The organism is Patulibacter ginsengiterrae (assembly GCF_056269115.1).
Genome location: NZ_JBWDOG010000015.1, coordinates 50,955 through 69,540 on the forward strand (window position 1 = coordinate 50,955; position 18,586 = coordinate 69,540).

12 protein-coding genes and 4 riboswitches are annotated in these 18,586 nt (G+C 74.8%); of the genes, 10 read left to right on the plus strand and 2 right to left on the minus strand.

The window, feature by feature from the left end:
* Window positions 1-6: 6 nt before the first annotated feature.
* A riboswitch (cobalamin riboswitch) is annotated at window positions 7-213 on the minus strand.
* Between the two features lie 3 nt (window positions 214-216).
* Window positions 217-396, plus strand: a riboswitch (cobalamin riboswitch).
* A 73-nt stretch (window positions 397-469) separates the two neighbouring features.
* Together ACVUH9_RS17405 and ACVUH9_RS17410 are read left to right on the plus strand one after the other, a co-directional pair.
* Entirely contained in the window at window positions 470-2,566 is a 2,097-nt protein-coding gene (locus ACVUH9_RS17405) for a hypothetical protein (RefSeq protein WP_475759167.1), read from the plus strand.
* Window positions 2,563-4,251 carry a choice-of-anchor D domain-containing protein gene (locus ACVUH9_RS17410; RefSeq protein WP_475759169.1) on the plus strand — a complete coding sequence of 563 codons (1,689 nt, stop codon included), beginning with the start codon at window positions 2,563-2,565 and terminating at the stop codon, window positions 4,249-4,251. Before ACVUH9_RS17405 ends, ACVUH9_RS17410 begins: the two co-directional genes overlap by 4 nt.
* Before the next feature lie 152 nt (window positions 4,252-4,403).
* On the opposite strand, the gene ACVUH9_RS17415 is transcribed toward ACVUH9_RS17410, so the two are convergent.
* Together ACVUH9_RS17415 and metE are read right to left on the minus strand one after the other, a co-directional pair.
* Window positions 4,404-5,441 carry a uroporphyrinogen decarboxylase/cobalamine-independent methonine synthase family protein gene (locus ACVUH9_RS17415; protein WP_475759171.1) on the minus strand — a complete coding sequence of 346 codons (1,038 nt, stop codon included), beginning with the start codon at window positions 5,439-5,441 and terminating at the stop codon, window positions 4,404-4,406.
* Window positions 5,442-5,526: 85 nt separating this feature from the next.
* The gene (gene metE, locus ACVUH9_RS17420; RefSeq protein ID WP_475759173.1) at window positions 5,527-7,890 is read right to left on the minus strand and encodes a 5-methyltetrahydropteroyltriglutamate--homocysteine S-methyltransferase; all 2,364 of its coding nucleotides are present in this window, start codon (window positions 7,888-7,890) and stop codon (window positions 5,527-5,529) included.
* Between the two features lie 68 nt (window positions 7,891-7,958).
* A riboswitch (cobalamin riboswitch) is annotated at window positions 7,959-8,161 on the minus strand.
* Window positions 8,162-8,442: 281 nt separating this feature from the next.
* On the opposite strand from metE, the gene ACVUH9_RS17425 reads away from it, so the two are divergent.
* The 8 genes from ACVUH9_RS17425 (at window position 8,443) to scpA (ending at window position 18,491) form a co-directional block, all read left to right on the plus strand.
* Window positions 8,443-8,805 carry a YciI family protein gene (locus ACVUH9_RS17425; protein ID WP_475759175.1) on the plus strand — a complete coding sequence of 121 codons (363 nt, stop codon included), beginning with the start codon at window positions 8,443-8,445 and terminating at the stop codon, window positions 8,803-8,805.
* Window positions 8,802-10,055 carry an RNA polymerase sigma factor gene (locus ACVUH9_RS17430; RefSeq protein WP_475759177.1) on the plus strand — a complete coding sequence of 418 codons (1,254 nt, stop codon included), beginning with the start codon at window positions 8,802-8,804 and terminating at the stop codon, window positions 10,053-10,055. Before ACVUH9_RS17425 ends, ACVUH9_RS17430 begins: the two co-directional genes overlap by 4 nt.
* A gap of 61 nt (window positions 10,056-10,116) precedes the next feature.
* A riboswitch (cobalamin riboswitch) is annotated at window positions 10,117-10,273 on the plus strand.
* 167 nt (window positions 10,274-10,440) lie between these two features.
* On the plus strand, window positions 10,441-11,481 hold the full coding sequence (locus ACVUH9_RS17435) for a FecCD family ABC transporter permease (protein WP_475759179.1): 1,041 nt from the start codon (window positions 10,441-10,443) through the stop codon (window positions 11,479-11,481).
* Window positions 11,478-12,308, plus strand: coding sequence for an ABC transporter ATP-binding protein (locus ACVUH9_RS17440; RefSeq protein WP_475759181.1), 831 nt, complete (start codon window positions 11,478-11,480; stop codon window positions 12,306-12,308). The genes ACVUH9_RS17435 and ACVUH9_RS17440 overlap by 4 nt, the downstream gene beginning before the upstream one ends.
* Complete coding sequence (locus ACVUH9_RS17445) at window positions 12,305-13,396, plus strand: ABC transporter substrate-binding protein (protein WP_475759183.1); 1,092 nt, start codon at window positions 12,305-12,307, stop codon at window positions 13,394-13,396. Before ACVUH9_RS17440 ends, ACVUH9_RS17445 begins: the two co-directional genes overlap by 4 nt.
* Window positions 13,397-13,447: 51 nt before the next feature.
* On the plus strand, window positions 13,448-13,924 hold the full coding sequence (locus tag ACVUH9_RS17450; protein WP_475759184.1) for an SRPBCC family protein: 477 nt from the start codon (window positions 13,448-13,450) through the stop codon (window positions 13,922-13,924).
* Window positions 13,925-14,121: 197 nt separating this feature from the next.
* The gene (locus tag ACVUH9_RS17455) at window positions 14,122-16,278 is read left to right on the plus strand and encodes a methylmalonyl-CoA mutase family protein (RefSeq protein WP_475759186.1); all 2,157 of its coding nucleotides are present in this window, start codon (window positions 14,122-14,124) and stop codon (window positions 16,276-16,278) included.
* On the plus strand, window positions 16,275-18,491 hold the full coding sequence (gene scpA, locus ACVUH9_RS17460; protein ID WP_475759188.1) for a methylmalonyl-CoA mutase: 2,217 nt from the start codon (window positions 16,275-16,277) through the stop codon (window positions 18,489-18,491). The genes ACVUH9_RS17455 and scpA overlap by 4 nt, the downstream gene beginning before the upstream one ends.
* Window positions 18,492-18,586 lie beyond the last annotated feature (95 nt).

Sequence of the window (18,586 nt, forward strand, 5' to 3'; positions counted from 1 at the left end):
GGGTCGTCGACGTTGCCGGATCGGGCAGGTCTCCTGGCTCACGAGTCCGCTCCGCCGCGCCTTCCCAGGGGTGCTGTCCCCCAGTGGCCTACCCCACGACGTGCGTGGTGCGACGGTGCTCTTCGCTCACAGTGGCGGGTCCGCGCCGGTCTCTCACCGGTCTTCCCTTGGCCACGATCCGCTGGTTGTAGAGCCCGGACCGTAGCACGCGTCTCGCGAGGATCGGACTGCTACGGTCCGTGCCGTCACGAGCGGGGAACTCCGGTGGGAATCCGGGGCTGACGCGCAGCGGTATGGGGGACGAGCGGCTCACGAAGCCACCGGGAGCGATCCCGGGAAGGCGAGCCGCGAGGACGATCCCGAGCCCGAATATCCACTCGTGGCCGATCCGATCCACCCCGTCTCGCGTCCAGACGGCCGGTGCCACGCCCCTGCGTGCCGCCTGCCCCTGGAGGACAGGAGCAACGACATGCAGCACCCCGCACGACCTCGTTGGCGCACGCTGACCGCGGTCGCCCTCGCGACCCTCGCGCTGCCGGCCACCGCCGGCGCCGCCGTCACCCAGCCGGAGATCGACCACGCCGTCCAGCAGGGCGGCGCCTGGATCGTCTCCCAGCAGAAGGCCGACGGCTCGCTGACCGGCTTCCAGGGCGACTGGGCCCTGACCACGCTCGCGGCCGCCGGGATCAACGCCGCCGACGTCCGCAGCCCGACCGCGACCCAGTCGCTCCAGGACTACTGGCAGGCCCAGTACGCGACCCCGAGCTACGCGACGCTGCCGAACGCGAACGTCGCCGGCTCGATCGGCAAGGCCGCGCTGCTGGCGCACTCGGCCGGGATCGACCCGACCCGCGTCTCGCCGACGGTCAACCTCGCCGCCTCGCTGGCCAGCCGCTGGAACGTCGCGAAGGGCCAGCTCGGCCCGACCCCCGCGATCAACAGCGACGGCTTCGCGCTGCTCGCCGGCCCGCACCTGAACATGCCCCGCGGCGTCGAGCAGAAGCTGACGGCGATCGTCCGCCGCAGCCAGCACAACGACGGCGGCTGGGTCTACGGCGCCGACGGCAACCTCGCCACGAGCGGCGACATCGACATGACCGGCGCCGCGATGGCGATGATCTGCGGGGCCGGGGCGACCGCCGACGACCCCCAGATCGTCAAGGGCGCGAGCTTCCTCCGCGGCAAGCTCAACGACACGACCGGGGGCTTCGCCGCCGGGCTCGGCACCCAGGCCAACAACATCGCCTCGGCCGGCTGGGCCGTGATCGGCCTCAACGCCTGCGGGATCGACCCGCGGGGGGCGGCCTGGACGACGACCACCGGCCAGACGCCGATCAGCTTCATGCTCGGCCTCCAGCGCGAGAGCGGCAGCTTCCGCTTCGTCCCGTCGGTGACCGCGCCGACCGAGAGCCGCGACATGAACGCGACCGAGGTCGCGACCCGCGCGCTCTCCGGCAAGATCTTCTCCGCCGATCCGCCGGCCCGCCCGGACCCGGCCCAGCCCCGCTGGCGCCCGCTCGCGACCGTCGCCGACGGGACCACCGTGCCGATCGCGCTCGGCGTCGATCCCGGCGACGGCGACGTCCGCTACTGCGCCGTCCAGGTGCCCTCGGGGGCCCCGCTGACCGACGTGCTGGCGGCCGCGAAGACCGCCTCCGTGCCGGCCGGCTGCGTCGACGACTGGTCCGCGACCGGCAACGCGATCACGACCGTCAACGGTGACGCCGCCAGCGACGGCGCCCAGTGGCAGGCCCGGATCGACGGCGGCGCGGCCCGGCAGGCCGCTCGCCAGCCGGTCCGCTTCGGGGGCACCGTCGCGCTCGAGCTGGTCCGTCCGCTGGCCACGACCGACGGCGCGCAGGCGTTCGGCGCGCAGCCCGAGGCGACGCTCGGCGCCGCCCGGACGGTCAGCTTCACCGCGACCCAGGACGCGGTCGAGCTGCGGCGGGCGGTCGTCGCCGGCAGCCACCGCGACGACTTCCTGATCACGCGCGACGGCTGCGCGGGGATCACGCTCGCGCAGGACGAGTCGTGCACGGTCGAGCTCCGCTTCGCCCCGAGCGCCGCGGGCGAGCGCGAGGCCGGGATCCAGGTCCTCGGCGTGGGTGGCACGGTCGTCTCCCCGACGATCGCGCTGACCGGCGTCGGCGGCGCGCTCGCCACCGGCCCGCAGGGCGACCCGGGTGCGCCCGGTCTCGTCGGGGCGCCCGGCCCGATCGGCGTCCCCGGCCCGATCGGCGCTCGTGGCGCGAAGGGCTCCGCCGGCGCGAAGGGCGCGACCGGGCCGCGCGGCAAGGACGCCAGCGTCCGCTGCCGCGTGACCACCAAGCGCAAGGCCCGGACCACGGTCACCTGCACCGTCACGCTCGCGACCACGGGCAAGGCGAAGACCCGCACGGCCACGGCCAAGCTGACCCGCCAGGGCCGCGTCTACGCGACCGGGACCGCCCGCAACGGCCGGACCACGCTCCGCGTCCGCGCCGGGCGCCGGCTGGCCAAGGGCAGCTACACGCTGCGGATCGGCAGCGGCCGCAGCAGCCGCAGCCACCGGATCGTGATCCGATGAGCGGCCTGCGCATGCGCATCCGGCCCGCGACCCGGCTCGCCGCCCTCACCGTCGTCGCGGGCCTGGCCCTCGCCGGGGCCGGCACGACGGCGGCCCAGGCGGGCGCCCCGTCCCCGCGCGCCGAGGTGACGGTCCGCACCGAGGGCTACGACAAGACCCTCTTCGAGGGCCCGATCCTGACCCGCGGCCACGACATCCGGGCCGCGAGCGACAGCGAGAGCCGCCGCTGCGACGGCACCAACAACGGCGCCCACGACGAGCCCGGCCCGACCCCGACCGCCGCGACGGTCGACGGGCAGGCGCTGGTCGGCCGCGGCTTCGACGCGCTCTGGTACGACGGCTTCGACGACTACTTCGTCAAGCAGTTCGGCCCCGACCGTGAGAACAACGACACGAGCCAGTGGTGGGGCGTGCTCGTCAACCGGACCTTCACCTCGGTCGGCGGCTGCCAGTACCGGATGAACCCGGACGACGCGGTGCTGTGGATCGCCGACGCGTTCGGCACCCGCACCCCGCTGCGGCTCGACGGGCCCGAGGGGATCGGCGAGTCGACCTCCGCCGGCGAGGGCTCGCCGTCGGTCGCTCCGGTCAAGAGCACCTTCACCGTCGACCTCGGGGCGCCGCTGGCGGTCACCGCGCGCGACTCGTTCGACAGCTACTCGCCGGGCCTGCTCGCTCCGGCGGCCGGCGTCGACGTCGCGCCGGCCAGCACCGACCCGACGACCGGCGACCAGACCGTGCTCACGGACGATCCGGCGACGGTCGAGACCGACAGCGAGGGTCGCGCGTCGATCCGCTGGTCGACGCCGGGCTGGAAGCGGATCAAGGCCGCGAGCCCCAACCACATCCGCTCGAACCGGCTCGACGTCTGCGTCCGCGACGCCGCCGGCCACGACTGCGGTCCGCTGCCGGCCGACGTCCAGATCCGCGGGCTCGACCTGCCGAGCTTCGGGACCGACGCGGTCGCGCTGGGCCCGGTCGCGACCGGCACGCTCGGCGCGCCGACCACGGTCACGCTCGCCAACCCCGACTCCGCGTCGCTCGACGTTCGCGGCGTGCGGGTCGACGGGGCCGCGGGCGGCGACTTCCTGATCAGCTCGGAGACCTGCAGCGACGCGCCGGTCCCGGCCGGCGGCAGCTGCACGGTCACGGTCCGCTTCTCGCCGTCGGCGAGCGGCCCGCGTGAGGCGAGCCTGCGGGCGTCGCTCGCCGGTCTGCGGCTGGCCCCGAGCGTCACGCTCCGCGGCGCGGGCGGTGCGCTGCCCCAGGGCGAGCGCGGCACGGCCGGCGGCACCGGCCCGCAGGGCGTCCCCGGCGCGGTCGGCCCGAAGGGTGCGATCGGCGCCAAGGGCGCGAAGGGCAGCAAGGGCAAGGCCGGCGCGGGTGGTCCGCAGGGCCGCGACGCGACCGCCAGCTGCCGGGTCAGCACCAAGCGCAAGTCCCGCGCGACGGTCACCTGCACGGTCAAGCCGGCCACGACGGGCAAGGCCAGCGCCCGGGCCACCGGTGCCCGGACGGCCACCGCCAAGCTGACCCGCCAGGGCCGCGTCTACGCGACCGGGACCAGCCGCAACGCCCGCACCACGCTCCGCGTCCGCGCCGGGCGCCGGCTGGCCAAGGGCAGCTACACGCTGCGGATCGACTCCGGCCGCAGCGCGGTCAGCCAGCGGGTCGCGATCCGCTGAGGTCCGCGGCCTGAGCGGCGACCGGTTGAGGTTGCGTGCGGTTAGCGCACACAACCTTGACCGGTCGCCCGCCGCCGGGCCCCACCGCGCCGCGCCGCGCCACGCCGGGCCACGCCCGCCCCGCGCCCGCGCCGCGCCGAGCCGAGCCCGCTTCAGCGAACCGGCAGCGGCGGCCACGCCCGCCAGACCGCCTCGGCGGCCCCGGCCCCGGCGTCGAGCACCGAGGCCACCAGCCGCTCGCGCTCGGGCGAGAGCCGCCCGGTCCCGCAGGAGGGCGTCAGCAGGCTGCGGGAGAACAGCCGCTCGACCGAGGTCCCGGCGGCGGTGACCGCGCCGATCGAGGCCGCGACCCGCGCGAGCAGGTCGCCGACGCCGTCGGGAGTGACCGGATCGAGCGCGCCCCAGGCGACGTGGCCGCCGCCCTCGATCAGGCCGGCGAGGACCGTCGCCCCCTCGCCGCCGACCGCGTAGCGGGTGACGTCGAACGAGAGCAGGTCCGGCTCCGCCGCCCGGACCACCGCCCACGGGACCTGCGAGCAGACGTGCAGGCCCCAGGCCGCGGCGCCCGCGCGCAGCGGGTCCCAGACGCCGACGTCGTCCGCGCCGAGACCGGCGTGGACGAGGCCCGGCTCGTCGACGACGACCACCGCGTCGTAGCCCAACGCCGCCAACCGGGCGATCTGCGCGCCGGCGTTCGCCGCCAGCCAGTGACCGACCTCGGCCGCCAGCTCGACCACCGGCCGGCCGCAGCCGGGGCGTCCGGCCGCCCGCTCCAGCGCCACCGCGAGCGTGACCGGCCCGGTCACCTGGAGCTTGACCAGCCGGTGGTCGCCGACGGCGGACCGGCCGCCCGCGACCGGCCCCTCCCCCGCGACCGGCGCGTCGCCGGCCGCCGAAGCCTGATCCCGGGCCGCCGCCCGTGCGTCGCGCTCGCCGAGCGCGGCGAGGAACGCGTCCCACGCGACCGGCCGCTCACGGTCGCGCTCGCTGGTCCAGCCGCAGCCGGTCGCCCCCGCCCAGCCCGCTCCCAGCCACTCGCTGACCATGTCGCCGTCGTGCCGCGGGAGCTGCGGGCAGAACGGCAGCGCGTAGGCGCGAGTCGCGTGGCGGACGGCCGCCTCCGGCGTGTCGAACGGGAGGCTCCCGACGCCGGTCGTCGCCAGCCCCGGCAGTCGCTCGAGGACGCTCATCGCCGCCCGCCTCCGGCCACCGGGCCGTGGGGCCGCCCACCGAGGGCAGGCGTCCCGTCCCGCCTCGACCGACGCGACCCGCGGCTCATCCGTTCGCTCCCGCCGCCACGGCCGCCCGCCGCCGGTGGGCCGCCGCGACCAGGTTGCGGAGCGCGGGCAGGGTCTCCTCCCAGCCGCGGGTCTTCAGCCCGCAGTCGGGGTTGACCCACAGCTGGCGCGCGCTCAGCCGCGCCTCGGCCTGGCGCAGCAGCTCCTCGATCTCCTCGGTCGACGGCACCCGCGGCGAGTGGATGTCGTAGACGCCGGGGCCGATCTCGCCCGGGTAGTCGAACCGCTCGAAGACCTCGAGCAGCTCCATGCCCGAGCGCGAGGCCTCGATCGAGAGCACGTCGGCGTCGAGCCGGGCGATCTCCTCGATCATCTCGTTGAACGCGGAATAGCACATGTGGGTGTGGATCTGGGTCTCCGGACGGGCCCGCGCCGCGGTCAGCCGGAAGCAGTCGACCGCCCAGCGAACGTAGTCGCCCTGCTCCGCCCGGCGCAAGGGCAGTCCCTCGCGGAGGGCGGCCTCGTCGACCTGGATCACCGCGCAACCGGCGGCCTCGAGGTCCTCGACCTCGTCCTGGATCGCCAGCCCGATCTGGACGCAGGTCTCGCGTCGCGGCTGGTCGTCCCGCACGAACGACCACTGCAGGATCGTGACCGGCCCGGTCAGCATCCCCTTCATCGGCCGCGCCGTGCGCGACTGGGCGTAGCGCCACCAGTCGACGGTCATCGGGCGCGGTCGGGCGACGTCGCCGAACAGGATCGGCGGCTTGACGCAGCGGCTGCCGTAGCTCTGGACCCAGCCCAGCTCGCTGAAGGCGAACCCCTCCAGCTGCTCGCCGAAGTACTCGACCATGTCGTTGCGCTCGGGCTCGCCGTGGACCAGCACGTCGAGGCCCAGCTCCTCCTGGACCGCGACGACGTGGTCGATCTGGCTCTTGACGAAGGTCTCGTAGCCGGCCTCGTCGAGCTCGCCGGTGCGGCGCCGCCGGCGGACCTCGCGGATCTCCCTGGTCTGGGGGTACGAGCCGATCGTGGTGGTCGGCAGCAGCGGCAGGCCGAGCCGCTCGTGCTGGAGCGCCAGCCGCTCGTCGATCGGGGCCGAGCGGTCGTAGTCGCCGGGCCGCAGCGCCCCGGCACGGGTGCGGACGGCCGGATCGTTGGTCCGCGGGGAGCTGCGTCGCGAGGCGTTGCGGGCGCGGGCGTCGGCGAGCAGCTCGTCGCGGCGGCCGTGATCGGCGTCCAGCGCCCGCCGCAGCAGCGCCAGCTCGTCGAGCTTCTCCTCCCCGAAGGCCAGCCACGAGCGCAGCTCGGGGTCGAGCTTCGTCTCCCGCGCGGCCCGGTAGGGGACGTGCAGCAGCGAGCAGGACGGAGCGATCGTCAGCCGGTCGCTGCCGATCCGGGCCACGATCCGGTCGAGCTGGTCGAGCGCGCGGTCGACGTCGGTGGCCCAGACGTTGCGGCCGTCGACGACCCCCGCCGAGAGCCGCGCCGTCGCCGGCAGCGCGGCGAGGACCGCGTCGAGCTGCTCCGGCGCGCGGACCAGGTCGACGTGCAGCTCGGCCAGCGGCAGGCCCGAGATCCGCGCCAGCGTGCGCTCGTCGAGCCGGTCGAAGTAGGTCGCGAGGGCGATCCCGGGGCGCGCGGGGGCGCGATCGCGCGACGGGAGATCCCCGGTCGCGGCGTCCCCGCCCTCGGCCGGAGCGATCCCGGTCAGGACGCGGTAGGCGGCGGCGAATGCGTCGAGCTCGGCGTCCGTTCGGTCGAGCACCAGCGCCGGCTCGTCGAGCTGGACCTCGGTGACGCCCTCCGCCGCCAGCAGCTCGAGCAGCTCGACGTAGACGGGGACCAGCCGGTCGAGCAGCGCCAGCGGGTCGGCGTCCGCCCCGTCGAGCTTGGCCAGCAACAGCAGCGAGAGCGGGCCGAGCACGACCGGGCGCAGGACCACGCGGTCGTCGTCCGGAGCCTGCGCTCGCGCTTCCCGCAGCTGCTGGAGCCACTTGGCCGGGTTCAGGCGGAACGCCTGGTCGGCCCGCAGCTCGGGGACGAGGTAGTGGTAGTTGGTGTCCAGCCACTTGGTCATCTCGAGCGGCGTCGTCCGCTCGTCGCCGCGGCAGGCGAGGAAGTGGCGGCGGAGCGCGTCGGGCTCGCCGGCGTGACGCGGCGCGACGATCCCGACCAGCTCGGCAGCGTCGAGCACGTGGTCGTAGAGGGCGTGGTCACCGACCGGCAGGACCTCGATCCCGGCCGTTCGCGCCCGGCTGAGGTGCTGCCCGCGCAGACCGGAGGCGGTCTGCTGCAGCTCCTCGGCCGTCAGCGATCCGGCCCAGTGGGCCTCCAGGGCGAACTTCAGTTCGCGGTCGGCTCCGATGCGGGGGAACCCGAGCACAGCGGTACGTGCCATTGATCCGTCTCCTTCTGCGGCGGCCTTGTCGCGAGGCCACTGTTGTCAGAAGCACCGGAACGGAAGGCCCGCCCAGTGCAGAGTCGACAGGTCTTCGGACTCGGATGCAACTCGATCGCGGCCGCCTTCCCAGGCCGACGGACAGACGGTCCGTCGCTCCCAGTGGCGTCGTGGCCACGATCCGCATCCTCACCGCTGCGCGTCAGCTCCGGATTCCCACCGGATTCCCTGACCCCACGGATTGGGGTGGATCGACTCCGCGGCGGACCATAGCGCGCGACGCCGCGAAGGTCGAACGGTTGCCGGCCGGGCGGGCGCCGTCGGGGCGCACGGCCCGCCAACCGCCGTTCGCCGGCCGGAAGACCGGCTCACCCGCGGATCGTCCCGCCACGACGGTCGATCCGAGCGGCTCAGCTCGGCCCACGAGATCCGCGCCCCTTCCGGCCCCGCATCCGAGAGTCTTCGGGTCCGGATGTCGAGACCGCGCGCCCGGTTCCGACCTCCCTGCGAACGGCACCGATCGGCGGTGCCGCGACGACCAGGAGCACGACCATGAAGTTCATCCTGCTGATCCGCAACAACAAGGCCGCGATCGAGGGCTTCTCCAGCGAGCAGCGCGACGCCTTCTTCGCCGAGGTCAACGAGGTGATGGAGGAGCTGACGGCGTCCGGCGAGCTGGTCGGCGGTCAGGCCCTGGTCGACGCCGCTCAGGCCAAGATCGTCCGCGTCCGCGACGGCGTCCCGGCGACCACCGACGGCCCCTACGCCGAGGCCAAGGAGCAGCTCGCCGGCTACCTGATCGTCGATTGCGAGAACGAGCAGCGCGCGGTCGAGATCGCCGCCCGCTGGCCCGACGCCCAGTACTGGTCGATGGAGGTGCGCGAGATCATGCACACCAGCGGCGAGGAGATGTGACCCACGACGAGCGCACCGAGGAGCTGCTGCGCCGGCTCGCGCCGCGGGTCCTCGGCACGCTCGTCCGCCGCTACGGACGCTTCGACGCCTGCGAGGACGCCGTCCAGGAGGCGCTGCTCGCGGCGGCCCTCCAGTGGCCGATCGACGGCGTCCCCGAGCATCCGCGCGGCTGGCTGATCACCGTCGCCGCGCGGCGGATGACCGACGACTGGCGGAGCGAGCAGGCGCGGCGCTCACGCGAGGACGTCGTCGCGGCCCGCGAGCCGCGCGACGCCCGCGTCGCCCCCGCCGCCGACGCCGAGCCGCCAGCGGCCGAGGACGACACGCTCGCCCTGCTCTTCCTCTGCTGCCATCCCGAGCTCTCGCCGGCCTCGCAGGTGGCGCTGACGTTGCGGGCCGTCGGCGGCCTGACGACGGCCGAGATCGCCCGCGCCTTCCTGGTGCCGGAGGCGACGATGGCCCAGCGGATCAGCCGGGCCAAGCAGCGGATCAGGGCGACCGGGACGAGCTTCGCGATGCCGCCGGAGCCCGAGCGGGGCGACCGCCTCGGGGTCGTGCTCCACGTCCTCTACCTGATCTTCAACGAGGGCTACACCGCGACCGCCGGGGCCGCGCTGCACCGCGGGGAGCTGACGGGCGAGGCGATCCGGCTGACCCGCGCCGTTCGCAGCACGCTGCCGGACGACGGCGAGGTCGCCGGGCTGCTCGCCCTGATGCTGCTGACCGACGCCCGCCGGGCCGCCCGGACCGACCCCGACGGCGGGCTGGTCCCGCTCGCCGAGCAGGACCGCACCGCCTGGAACCGGGACGAGATCGACGAAGGCGTGGCGCTGGTCACCGCGACCCTCGCCGCGGCGGCCCTCGGTCCGTACCAGCTGCAGGCGGCGATCGCCGCCGTTCACGCCGAGGCGGCCCGCGCCGAGGGCACCGACTGGGCCCAGATCGTCGCCCTCTACCGGCTGCTGGAGCGCCTCGAGCCGAACCCGATGGTGACGCTCAACCGGGCCGTCGCGGTGGCGATGGCCGACGGCCCGGCCGCCGGACTGGCGCTGCTGGAGACGCTCGACGAGCGCGCGCGGACGGCGTGCGGGCACCGCTTCGACGCGGTCCGCGGCCACCTGCTCGAGCAGGCCGGGCACGCCGACGCCGCGCGGACCCTCTACCTGCGGGCCGCCCGCCGCACCACCAGCCTGCCCGAGCAGCGCTACCTGACCGGCCGCGCCGATCGGCTGGGGCCCGACGCGGAGTAGACCGAGCGCCGACGCGCCACCGGCGGCGCCGTTCGACCGACCGTTCGCTAGGGTCCCGACCGAGCCAGTCGTACCCAGCGATGGGTCAGGGAATCCGGTGCGAATCCGGAGCTGACGCGCAGCGGTGAGGGGGACGGGTGGGGCATCGGCCACTGGATCCAGGCGATCCGGGAAGGCGCCCCGCGCGAGCGAACCCGAGTCCGAAGACCTGCTGGCTTGCGGCCCTCCGCGCGTGCTCCACGCGCGGCCGGCCGGATCGCCAACCGAGCTCCGCGCACGAGCTCCCGGATCGAAGGACCGCGTGCCCGCACGCAGCACACCCCCGGTGGACCCGATCCGCCCGCCCGAGGCACCCGTGTCCGCGGCGGCGAACGCCAACGCCGGCATGCCTGCCCTGCGCCGGGTCCGGACCCCGGTGGTCCTGCTGGTGCTGCTCGTCCTGCTCGCGATCAGCGCGGTGCTCTCGACCGGGTTCGGGGCCGAGCCGCTCGCCCCGCGGATCGTGCTCGACGTGCTCGACGCGCGGCTCTTCGGCGGCCGGACCGACCCCACCTACGACGCGATCGTCTGGGACATCCGGGTCCCCCGGACGCTCCTCGCGATCGTCGTCGGGGCCGGGCTCGCCGTCGCCGGGGCAGGGATCCAGACGCTCGTCCGCAACCCGCTCGCCGACCCGTACCTGCTCGGCGTCTCGTCCGGCGCCAGCGTCGGCGCGACCGCCGTGATCACCACCGGCCTGTTCGCCGGGGCCGGGCTCTGGGCGCTCTCGTTCGGGGCCCTGGTCGGGGCGCTCGGCGCGGCCCTGCTCGTGTTCGCGATCGCGATCGCCCAGGGCGGCCTGACCCCGCTGCGGCTGGTCCTGACCGGCACGGTCCTGTCCTCCGCGTTCTCCGCCTTCGCCAGCTTCCTCGTCTTCCGCAGCGCCGATCCCCAGGCCGCCCAGTCGGTCCTCTTCTGGCTGCTGGGGAGCCTCTCCGGCGCGGCCTGGGACCAGCTGCTGCTGCCGCTGGTGACCGTCGCCGTCGTCAGCGCGCTGCTGCTGGCCGGCAGCAGCTGGCTCGACGCGCTCGCCGCCGGCCCCGACACCGCGGCCGCGCTCGGGGTCCCGGTCCGGCTGCTGCGCAACCTGCTGTTCGTGCTGCTGGCGGTGCTGGTCGGCGTGCTCGTCGCGGTCGCCGGCGGGATCGGCTTCGTCGGCCTGGTCCTCCCCCACATCGCGCGGCTGCTGGTCGGGGCCCGCCACCGCGCGGTGCTGCCGGTCGCGGCGGTCGCGGGGGCGCTGTTCCTGGTCTGGGTCGACGTCGCCGCGCGGGTCGTGGTGCGGCCGACCGAGATCCCGCTCAGCGTCGTCACCGGTCTGATCGGCGCCCCGGTCTTCCTGCTCCTGCTCGGCCGTCGCCGCTACCGCTTCGGGGGTGCCTCGTGACCCACGGCGACCGCTTCGCGGACCGGCCCGACGACGGCCGTCCGCCGCATCTGGAGGCGATCGGCCTCGACTGCGCGATCGGCAAGCGGACGATCGTGCGCGGCGTCGACCTCCACGTCCGCCACGGCGAGATGCTCGGCGTCGTCGGCCCGAACGGCAGCGGCAAGTCGACGCTGCTGCGGGTCCTGGCCGGGGTCCGCTCACCCGCCGCGGGCGAGGTCCGGCTCGACGGCAGCCCGCTCCGCGACCGCTCCTCCCGCCAGCGTGCGCGGGAGATCGCGATGGTCGGGCAGGAGGAGGAGCTGCCCGCCGACCTCCTCGTCGGCGAGCTGGTCGCCCTCGGCCGCACGCCCCACCGCGCGCCGTGGGCCGGCGGCGACGCCGAGGAGCGCCGGGCGGTGCTGGCCGCGCTCCGGGTCGTCGACCTCGAGCACGCGGTCGACCGTTCGGTCGAGCAGCTCTCCGGCGGCGAGCGGCGGCGGGTCCTGCTCGCTCGCGGCCTCGCCCAGGAGGCGCCGCTGCTCCTGCTCGACGAGCCGACCAACCACCTCGACATCCGTCACCAGCTGGCGCTGATGCGGGTCGTCCGCGACCTCGAGGAGACGGTGATCGTGGCGATGCACGACCTGACCCTCGCCGCGACCGTCTGCGACCGGGTCGCCGTCCTCCACGAGGGCGGGATCCACGCGATCGGGCGTCCCGACGACGTCCTGACCCCGGAGACGATCCTGGCCGTCTTCGGCGTCGAGGCGGTCCGCGTCGTGCACCCCGGCACCGGCCACACCCACCTGCTGTTCACCACCCACGAGACCGAGCTCCGCCCATGACCCGCCTCCCCCGCTCCTCCTCGCCGCAGGCCCGGCGGCTGCTCGCCGTCGCCGCCGCCGGACTCGCCCTCGGCCTCAGCGCCTGCGGGGGCGACGACGCCACGAGCGACGCCACGCCCGCCGCCACGACGACCGCGAAGGCGTCGACGGTCACGCTCGAGAACTGCGGCACGCCGGTCACCTTCCCGGCCCCGGCCCAGCGGCTGTTCGTCAACGACGGCAACATGATCTCGATGGCGCTGGCGATCGGCGCGGCCGACCAGATCGCCGCCGTCAGCAGCGTCCAGCGCGACGCGCCGGTCCTGCGCAAGCACTACGGGGCCGCGGTCGACGGGCTGAACGACGTCTCCAAGACGTATCCCGCGCGCGAGACCGTCCTCGCCCAGCGGCCCGACGTGATGGTCGCCGGCTGGGGCTACGGCTGGGACCCGGCCAAGGCCCTGACCCCCGACACGCTCGCCAAGGACGGGATCGCCGCCTACACCCTGACCGAGAGCTGCAAGCGCCGCGGCAGCAAGGCCCGCGGCGTGGTCGATCCGTGGACCGCGCTGCGGACGGACCTCGGCAACCTCGGTCGGATCACCGGCCGGGAGGCCAACGCGAGCAAGGCGATCGACGCGATCGACGCCCGCCTGAAGGCCCTCCGGGCCGCGCCGAAGGCCGCGAAGCCGCCGGTGATCCTCCTCTTCGACAGCGGCACCAAGGCCGTCTACTCGAGCGGTCGGCTCGGCGCGCCGCAGGCGATCCTCGACGCGGCCGGCGGCACGAACGCGCTCGCCGACCTCCAGGACACCTGGACCGAGGTCTCGTGGGAGCGCGTGATCACGTCCAAGCCCGACGCCTTCCTGTTCGTCGACTACCCGCCGCAGACGTTCGCCGACAAGGTCGAGGTCCTGAAGTCGCGGGCCGGCGTCAAGGACCTGCCCGCCGTCCGCGAGCAGCGGTTCCTGAACCTGCCCTACGCGATGTGGACGAGCGGCCCGCTGAACGTCGACGCCGCCGAGCAGACCCGCAAGGCGCTGGAGGGCTGGGGCCTGGTCCCGCAGAGCGACGTCGCCGCGAACGAGACGAGCGACGCGGTCCGCTGAGCGGGCGTGGGCCCGGCGACGACCCGCCGGTGACGATGTACGCTGCGCTCGATGCGTGCGATCTCCGTGACCGTCAGCGCCGAGTCGCGGACCGCCCCCGAGCGCGCGTTCGACGTGATCGCGCCGATCGACCTGCCGCGGATCTTCCTCCGCTTCGGGCCGATCCCGGCGGTCGCGCAGACCCGTGACCAGACCGGCCCGTGGAGCGCGGTCGGCGCCTCGCGGATCGTCGAGCTGGCCGACGGCAGCGCGGCCCCGGAGCGGTTGACGGCCTACGAGCGGCCGGCCCACTTCGCGTACCAGGTCGGTCCGTTCGGCGGGACGCTCGGCCGACTCGTCGACTACGCCGACGGCGCCTGGTGGTTCCGCGAGACGGCGGGCGGGACCGAGATCCGCTGGACCTACCGGTTCCATCCCCGCCGCGGGATGGGCCTGCTGGTCCGGGCGATCGCCCCGTTCTGGCGGGGCTACGCCGGCCGCGCGCTGGCCCGCGGCGTGCGGATCGCCGAGGCGCCGGACCCGGCCTGACCGGCGGCCCCACCGGCACTGCCTGTTCCTGATCGCGCCATCAGTCGCCCGGGCCGCTGTCCAACCAGCCAGCATCAGCAGGCGAGAGCTATGCTCCGCGGGCTGCGGTAGGAGGTCCTCGGTCGTGCCCCAGACGGTTCTGGTGCGGGGTCGTCTCCGGCTTCCCACCTCCACGCGACCCTCGATGGAGCACCTAGATGCCTGAGCCGCTGGCCGCCGAATTCCCGTCCGTCACCCACGACGAGTGGCAGGACGCGGCCACGAAGGGCAAGGCCGGCGTCACGCCCGCCTCGACCACCGACGACGGTCTAGCGGTCGCCTGGCTGTACACGCGCGAGGATGCCCTCGCGCCCGATCCCGGTGGCGTCCCGGGCCAGGCCCCGTTCGTGCGCGGCGTCGGCTCCGGCTCCGCGGACGTCCCCTGGGAGATCCGCCAGGAGCAGGCCCAGCCCGACCGTCAGGCCGCGCGCGCCGCGATCCTGGAGGACCTCGAGGGCGGCGTGACCGCGATCGAGCTGCGGCTCGACCGGGCCGCGCGCGAGGGCCACGCCCCCGGCAGCGACGGCTTCGCCGCGACCCGCGGCCACGACGGCGTGATGATCTCGACCGTCGACGACCTCGAGCAGACGCTCGACGGCACCCACCTCGACCTCGCCCCGATCGCGCTCGAGGGCGGCGCCCAGGGCGTCGCGACCGCCGCCCTGCTGCTGGCGCTGCTGCGCCGCAAGGGGATCGACCCGGCCCAGGCCCGCGGCTCGCTGCGGATCGATCCGCTCGGCACGCTCGCCGCGACCGGCGCGCTCGGCGAGGACCCGGCCGAGGCCGTGCGACTGGCCGGCCGGATCGCCCGGGAGGTCGCCGACAGCCACCCGCAGGTGCGGGCGCTGGCCGTCGACACGCGGCCCTACGTCAACGCCGGCGCCTCCGCCGCCCGCGAGCTGGCGATCGCGATCGCGACCGGGATCGCCTACCTGCGGGCCGCCGACGACGCCGGCCTCGAGCCTGCCCGGGCCGCGAGCCAGATCGAGTTCACGCTCGCCGTCGGCCCCGACCAGTTCCAGGAGATCGCCAAGCTCCGCGCCGTCCGCCGGCTCTGGGCCCGCGTGCTGGAGCTGAGTGGCGTGCCGGAGGAGGCCCGTCGCTCGACGACGCTCGCCCGCACCAGCGACCGGATGCTGGCCGGGATCGATCCCTGGTCGAACATGCTGCGCGCGACCACCGCCGGCTTCGCGGCCGCGGTCGGCGGGGCCGAGGGCCTCGGCATCACCCCCTTCGACACGGTCGTCGTCGACGCGGTCGGCGGCGCCGGCTCGAGCGGCCTCGGCCGCCGGATCGCCCGCAACACCCAGCTGATCCTGCAGGACGAGGTCGGCGTTCGCCGGGTCGCCGATCCGGCCGGCGGCTCCTGGTACGTCGAGTCGCTGACCGACGCGCTGGCCCAGGCGGCGTGGGAGCGGATCCAGCAGACCGAGGCCAACGGCGGCCCGCTCGCCGAGCTGCAGAGCGGCCGCTGGGCGACCGAGCTCGGCGAGCAAGCCGCGGCCCGCGAGTCCGCCCTCGCCCACCGCCAGCGCGAGATGACCGGCGTCAACGTCTTCCCGCTGCTCGGCGACGACAAGGTCCACCCCGAGCGGATCGACCGCGACAAGCTCGCCGCGCACGAGGCGACCCGGCTCGCCGAGCGCCCGGCGCTGGCCGACGGCGTGCTCGCCGCTCCGCCGGCCGACGGCCCCGGCCTGCTGGCCGCCCTGATCGACGCCGCCGACGCCGGCGCCCGGGTCGACGAGCTGGTCGCGATGCGCGGCGCCGCCCCGGTCGCCGACGCCCCGGGCGGGCTCGCCGTCCACCGCGACGCCGCGCCGTTCGAGGCCCTGCGGACGGCCGCCGCCGGAGCCGGTGGCCTCGACGAGACCGCCGTCGACAGTGAGGGGCCGCGCGTCTTCCTCGCCTGCCTCGGCCCGCTGGCCGGCCACGCCGCCGCGGCGACCTGGGCCCAGAACTTCTTCGGCGTCGGCGGACTCGCAGCGATCCAGAGCGACCCGCTCGACGATCCGGCCGCTGCCGCCGCCGCGCTCGCGGCCGCCCCGACCCCGCTCGCCGCCGTCTGCTTCGGTCGCGACGAGACGGAGCAGCGCCTGGCCGCGACGGTCAGCGCGCTGCGCGGCGCGGGCGCCCAGGTCGTCTACCTGGTCCAGGCCGGCGACGAGCAGGCCAGTGCCAGCGGCGCCGACCTCGCGATCCGCGACGGGGTCGACATGATCCGGGTCCTCGGCGACGCACTCGCCGTGACCGGAGCGACCGGGACGGCGGGCTCCGCGATCCCGGCCACGGACACGACGGAGGTCTCCCGATGAGCACGAACGTCCCCGACCTCTCGACCGCGACCCTCGGCGGGGTCGTCGAGCAGCCCGCGACCCGCGAGACGATCGAGACCGCCGCCACCGAGGCCAGCGGCCGGCCGCTCGACGAGCTGCGGTTCGACGCGCCCGAGGGCATCACGCTCCAGCCCGCCTACGGCTCGGAGGACGTCGCCGACCTCGACTTCCTCGACACCAAGCCGGGCTTCGCGCCGAATCTGCGCGGGCCGTACCCGACGATGTACGTCAACCAGCCGTGGACGGTCCGCCAGTACGCGGGCTTCTCCACCGCCGAGGCGTCGAACGCGTTCTACCGCCGCAACCTGGCCGCCGGCCAGAAGGGCCTCTCGGTCGCCTTCGACCTGGCGACCCACCGCGGCTACGACTCCGACAACCCGCGGGTCGCGGGCGACGTCGGGATGGCCGGGGTCGCGATCGACTCGATCCTCGACATGCGGACCCTGTTCGACGGGATCCCGCTCGACAAGATGTCGGTCTCGATGACCATGAACGGCGCGGTCCTGCCGATCCTGGCGCTGTTCATCGTCGCGGGCGAGGAGCAGGGCGTGCCCGCCGCGAAGCTGTCCGGAACGATTCAGAACGACGTTCTGAAGGAGTTCATGGTCCGCAACACCTACATCTACCCGCCGGCGCCGTCGATGCGGATCATCTCCGACATCTTCGCCTACACGTCGCAGGAGATGCCGAAGTTCAACTCGATCTCGATCTCCGGCTACCACATGCAGGAGGCCGGGGCGAGCGCCGACCTCGAGCTGGGCTACACCCTCGCCGACGGGATCGAGTACGTCCGGGCCGGGATCGACGCCGGGATGGACGTCGACCGCTTCGCGCCGCGGCTGTCGTTCTTCTGGGCCGTCGGGATGAACTTCTTCATGGAGGTCGCCAAGCTCCGCGCCGGCCGCCTGCTGTGGGCGAACCTGATGCAGCGCGAGTTCGGCCCCGAGAACCCGAAGTCGCTCTCGCTCCGCACCCACTGCCAGACCTCCGGCTGGTCGCTGGCCGCGCAGGACGTCTACAACAACGTCCCGCGGACCTGCGTCGAGGCGATGGCCGCGACCCAGGGCCACACCCAGTCGCTGCACACCAACGCGCTCGACGAGGCGCTGGCGCTGCCGACCGACTTCTCGGCCCGGATCGCCCGCAACACCCAGCTGTTCCTCCAGCAGGAGTCGGGCACGACCGACGTCATCGACCCCTGGGGCGGCAGCTATTACATCGAGCGCCTGACCGCCGAGCTGGCCGAGCGCGCGCTCGCCCACATCGAGGAGATCGAGGAGCTCGGCGGGATGACCAAGGCGATCGACGCCGGGGTCCCGAAGCTGCGGATCGAGGAGTCGGCGGCCCGCACCCAGGCCCGGATCGACTCGGGCCAGCAGACGCTGGTCGGCGTCAACCGCTTCCAGCCGAAGGTCGACGAGCAGATCGACGTGCTCAAGGTCGACAACAAGGACGTCCGCGCCCGCCAGATCGCGAAGCTGGAGCGGCTGCGGGCGGAGCGCGACGAGGACCGCTGCCAGCGGGCCCTGACGCGCCTGACCGAGGCGGCCCGCAAGCCCAGCGGCGAGGACGCGAACCTGCTGGCCTTCGCCGTCGACGCCGCCCGCGCGCACGCGTCGGTCGGGGAGATCAGCGACGCGCTGGAGCAGGTCTTCGGTCGTCACACCGCCGAGATCCGCTCGATCGCCGGCGTCTACCGCAGCGAGGTCGGAGACATGAGCCAGTCGTTCACGGACACCAAGGCGCTGGTCGAGTCGTTCGAGCAGCAGGAGGGCCGCCGGCCCCGGATCCTGGTGGCGAAGATGGGCCAGGACGGCCACGACCGCGGCCAGAAGGTGATCGCGACCGCCTTCGCCGACCTCGGCTTCGACGTCGACATCGGGCCGCTCTTCCAGACGCCGGAGGAGGTCGCCCGTCAGGCGGTCGAGGCCGACGTCCACGTGGTCGGCGCCTCGTCGCTGGCGGCGGGCCACCTGACCCTGGTCCCCCAGCTCCGCAAGGCGCTCGACGAGCTCGGCCGCTCCGACGTCCTGGTCGTGGTCGGCGGCGTGATCCCGCCGCAGGACTTCGACGAGCTGCGCGCCGGTGGCGCCGACGCGATCTTCCCGCCCGGCACCGTGATCGGCGAGGCCGCCGGCGACCTGCTGCGGCTGATGATGGAGAAGCTCGAGCTGGAGGTCCCCGCGGGCTGAGGACGCACGGGGTTCGCGGCGGGTCGCGGTACGCGGGCGCGGCGGCGCGGGAGAGGTAGCTGCTGATGCGGATTTCGGGCCTATAAGGCACCAAA

Bases quoted from the DNA above. Each gene is read 5' to 3' on its own strand.
- ACVUH9_RS17405 (WP_475759167.1), top strand. From the start codon at position 470: ATGCAGCACCCCGCACGACCTCGTTGGCGCACGCTGACCGCGGTCGCC.
- ACVUH9_RS17410 (WP_475759169.1), top strand. From the start codon at position 2,563: ATGAGCGGCCTGCGCATGCGCATCCGGCCCGCGACCCGGCTCGCCGCC.
- ACVUH9_RS17415 (WP_475759171.1), bottom strand. From the start codon at position 5,441: ATGAGCGTCCTCGAGCGACTGCCGGGGCTGGCGACGACCGGCGTCGGG.
- metE (WP_475759173.1), bottom strand. From the start codon at position 7,890: ATGGCACGTACCGCTGTGCTCGGGTTCCCCCGCATCGGAGCCGACCGC.
- ACVUH9_RS17425 (WP_475759175.1), top strand. From the start codon at position 8,443: ATGAAGTTCATCCTGCTGATCCGCAACAACAAGGCCGCGATCGAGGGC.
- ACVUH9_RS17435 (WP_475759179.1), top strand. From the start codon at position 10,441: ATGCCTGCCCTGCGCCGGGTCCGGACCCCGGTGGTCCTGCTGGTGCTG.
- ACVUH9_RS17445 (WP_475759183.1), top strand. From the start codon at position 12,305: ATGACCCGCCTCCCCCGCTCCTCCTCGCCGCAGGCCCGGCGGCTGCTC.
- ACVUH9_RS17450 (WP_475759184.1), top strand. From the start codon at position 13,448: ATGCGTGCGATCTCCGTGACCGTCAGCGCCGAGTCGCGGACCGCCCCC.
- ACVUH9_RS17455 (WP_475759186.1), top strand. From the start codon at position 14,122: ATGCCTGAGCCGCTGGCCGCCGAATTCCCGTCCGTCACCCACGACGAG.
- scpA (WP_475759188.1), top strand. From the start codon at position 16,275: ATGAGCACGAACGTCCCCGACCTCTCGACCGCGACCCTCGGCGGGGTC.